Raw genomic sequence first — 3,529 nt, 5'->3', positions numbered from 1 at the left:
GATTATCTGCAATTGGGACAGAATTAACTGCAACCAGCCAGCAATAAAAAAATTGAGCCAGAATTAATTGCAACTATTGGTAAAGAAAAGGGTGGTTTTCTTTACTCATTTCCTTCTCCTCTAGCAGCGCTTCAACACGGTCAACTCTTGGTCAAAAAACTCAGTTAAATTATCTAAGGCAAGATATAATCAGAAGCAATGAGTTTTTTAACTAACCTGACTGCCAAATGCTCATTGGCTACGCGCGTGTCTCCACTGACGACCAAAATCTCAACCTGCAAAGAGATGCCCTCAAGCAGGCAGGATGCAGTCGGATTTATGAAGATAAACTAAGCGGAGCAAGAGTAGCCCGTCCAGGATTAACAAAAGCTTTAGAAGCGGCCCGCTCAGGAGACGTGTTGGTAGTGTGGCGACTAGATCGCTTGGGACGCTCCCTAAAAGATTTGATCCAGATGGTGGAAACCTTGTCTGAGCGCGGTATCGAACTGCACAGCTTAACTGAGGCTCTAGCTACGACCTCGACCAGTGGTAAATTAATCTTCCATCTGTTTGGCGCACTAGCAGAATTTGAGCGCAACCTGATTCGAGAACGTACCCAGGCAGGATTGACAGCAGCTAGAGCGCGGGGACGCAAGGGAGGAAGACCCAAAGCACTAGATGCGCCAAAGCGTCAGTTGGCTATCAAGCTCTATAACGAGCGTCAGCACACCATTGAAGAAATCTGTCGAATAATGGGAATTTCTAAGCCAACGCTTTACAGCTACATTGCGGAGGCTCAAGGAACACCATGAGCCGTAAGCAGATTCCTTCAGAAGCGTTAGTTCAGTTACGGCAGAGACTAGAATTATTCCCACAAAGGTCTCGGGAGCGACGGAAACTGATTGAAGAAGCAGCCACTAGCTACGGTGTGTCACTAGACACATTATATCGGGCATTGCGAGAGCGGTCTCGTCCTAAGGCAGCCCACCGTTGTGACCGGGGGACACCGCGTAAGTTATCAACCGCCCTTATGGAACGCTACTGCGAAATAATTGCTGCTTTCAAAATCCGTACCAGCAACAAGAAAGGACGACACGTCTCTACCGCCAGGGCAATTCAACTGCTAGAAGAGTACGGAATGGAAACCCCCGATGGATTTGTCCAGCCCCCTCAAGGATTGTTGACTAAAAGTACCGTCAACTACTACTTGAAAACCTGGGGCTACGACCACACCTCGATGACGCGCCAGCCTCCTGCGGTGCGCTTTCAAGCCGAGATGAGCAATGATTGCTGGCACTTTGACCTCAGCCCCTCAGATTTGAAACACATTAATCTTCCTACTTGGATTCAGCCAGGACGGGGAAACCCACAATTGATGCTCTACAGCGTAGTTGATGACAGAAGTGGGGTCTGTTATCAGGAATACCACTGTGTCTATGGAGAGGACGTAGAAGCGGCTTTGCGCTTCCTATTTAACGCCATGAGTGCCAAAACCTTAGAAGGGTTTGGGTTTCAAGGTATTCCGCAAATGCTTTATACGGACAACGGCCCCATTGCCAAAAGTCGGGTGTTTCAGAACGTCATGGAATGTTTGGGAGTAAAATTAGTTACTCATCTGCCCAATGGCAAAGACGGGCGGCGGGTTACGGCTCGGGCGAAAGGCAAAGTAGAACGCCCGTTTCGGACAGTGAAGGAAGCCCATGAAACCCTCTACCACTTTCACCAACCCCAAACGGAACAAGAAGCCAACCGTTGGCTGCACCAGTATCTACTGCACTACAACAATCAGCCCCATCGCCAAGAAAACCATTCTCGTTTAGAGGATTGGCTTTTACACTTACCAGCAAAGGGATTGCAGTCAATGTGTAGCTGGGAGCGGTTTTGTACTTTCGCCAGGGAGCCAGAACAGCGTAAGGTGGATGCTTGTGCCAGGGTATCAGTAGCAGGGGTGGCTTACGAAGTAAACCCCGACTTGGCAGGAGAAACTGTTGTCCTTTGGTGGGGGTTGTTCGACAATGAATTGTATGTGGAGAAAGATGGAACTAGGTATGGCCCTTACCTGCCCGTGGACGGGCCGATTCCATTACATCGCTACCGCAAGTTTAAGAAAAGTAAAACGCAAGAGCGAGCTGACCGAATTGCTGCCCTGGCCCAAGGGTTAGTTTTGCCTCGGGCCGCCTTAGAAGGAAACCAGGAACTTCAATTTCTGGCTGCATCACAGCCAAAAAGTGAATCCGTGATCATTCCTTTCCAAGATCCAGACCCATTCCAGGAGTTTACCTATCCCAGCATCCTCGCTGCCAAAAGAGCCATTGCGGACAGCCTTGCCCTACCCCTAGCAAGACTTGATGAGCAAGAACGGGCTTTCATCGATGAACTCTTAACCCAAACGCTTTCTAAAAAGGTGATTTTGGAACGAGTGCGGCACTACTTTAAGCAAAGGCGGGAAAACAAAGATGCTGACTGAAGTGATGGAATTTTATGGCTTGGTTAAGGAATTTCGACGGGCAGGATATTATGAAACAGACCACTTAAGGCAGTTGTTCAAAGAAATTAAAGCGGCAATTCCACAGGGGAAAATGATTGCCGTAACAGGCGTTGTTGGGTGCGGCAAGACTGTGACATTGCGGCGGTTGCAAGAAGCCTTGAAGAAAGAAGGCAAGATATTGGTTTCTAAATCTCTGTCAGTCGATAAAAATCGAGCGACCTTACCAACGCTCATTGCTGCCCTCTTCTACGACTTGTCATCGGATAAGGAAGTCAAGATTCCCAGCCAGGGCGAAAAGCGAGAAAGGGAGCTGCAAGAGCTAATTCGCAAAGGTAAGAAGCCAGTTGCTCTGTTTGTAGATGAAGCCCACGACCTACATAGCAGCACCTTAACCGGACTCAAGCGCCTAATTGAAGTGGTGGAAGATAGTGGGGGCATTCTTTCTATTATCCTGGCCGGCCATCCTAAACTCAAAAATGACTTACGTCGCCCCATGATGGAAGAAATCGGCTACCGCACAGCAATCTTTTCTCTCGACAGTATTGGGGGTAGCCAACGCCAGTACATTGAATGGCTGCTTTCTTCCTGCACGAAGGAAGGAACATTACTGGAGAATTTAATCACAGCAGAAGCGATTGACCTACTCTGTGTGCGGTTGAGAACACCCCTTCAAATAGAAATGCACTTATCTTTATCCTTCGAGGAAGCTCATCGCATGGGGGAATCAACTGTCACATTGGCAGTTGTCGAGTCGATTCTGTCCAAGCAGATTGATGACTTAGAGCCAACTTTGACGCGGCATGGCTATAACGTCAAAAGCCTGTCTGAACAGTTAAACGCCAAACCATCTGAGATTCGCTCTTTGTTACAAGGACAACTCGACCCCATCCGAACCCGCGAATTACAAGAACAAATGTTAGCCGCAGGACTACCTATTTAATGGGTTATCAATATTACTAATCTTTTGACGACAATTTTTTTTGATCTAGTCGCAATTAATCCTGGCTCAAATTTCTTATTGCTGGCTGGTTGCAGTTAATTCTGTCCCAATTGCAGATAATT

At 47.8% G+C, this 3,529-nt stretch carries 3 protein-coding genes; all 3 read left to right on the top strand.

From position 1 onward, the window contains the following. The first annotated feature begins 227 nt into the window (after positions 1 to 227). The 3 genes from ACM0OZ_RS48250 to ACM0OZ_RS48240 are packed head-to-tail and all read left to right on the top strand — an operon-like array spanning position 228 to position 3,407. On the top strand, positions 228 to 791 hold the full coding sequence (locus ACM0OZ_RS48250; RefSeq protein ID WP_414590058.1) for a recombinase family protein: 564 nt from the start codon (positions 228 to 230) through the stop codon (positions 789 to 791). An 11-nt stretch (positions 792 to 802) separates the two neighbouring features. Next, on the top strand, positions 803 to 2,446 hold the full coding sequence (locus ACM0OZ_RS48245) for an IS481 family transposase (protein WP_414590059.1): 1,644 nt from the start codon (positions 803 to 805) through the stop codon (positions 2,444 to 2,446). Then, entirely contained in the window at positions 2,436 to 3,407 is a 972-nt protein-coding gene (locus tag ACM0OZ_RS48240) for an ExeA family protein (protein WP_414590057.1), read from the top strand. Before ACM0OZ_RS48245 ends, ACM0OZ_RS48240 begins: the two co-directional genes overlap by 11 nt. Positions 3,408 to 3,529 lie beyond the last annotated feature (122 nt).

This window comes from Scytonema sp. PCC 10023 (genome assembly GCF_963920835.1).
In the GTDB taxonomy this organism is placed as follows: domain Bacteria; phylum Cyanobacteriota; class Cyanobacteriia; order Cyanobacteriales; family Nostocaceae; genus Kalymmatonema.
The sequence above is the reverse complement of the archived record's forward strand: the minus strand, read 5'-3'. Positions and strand labels throughout refer to the sequence as shown.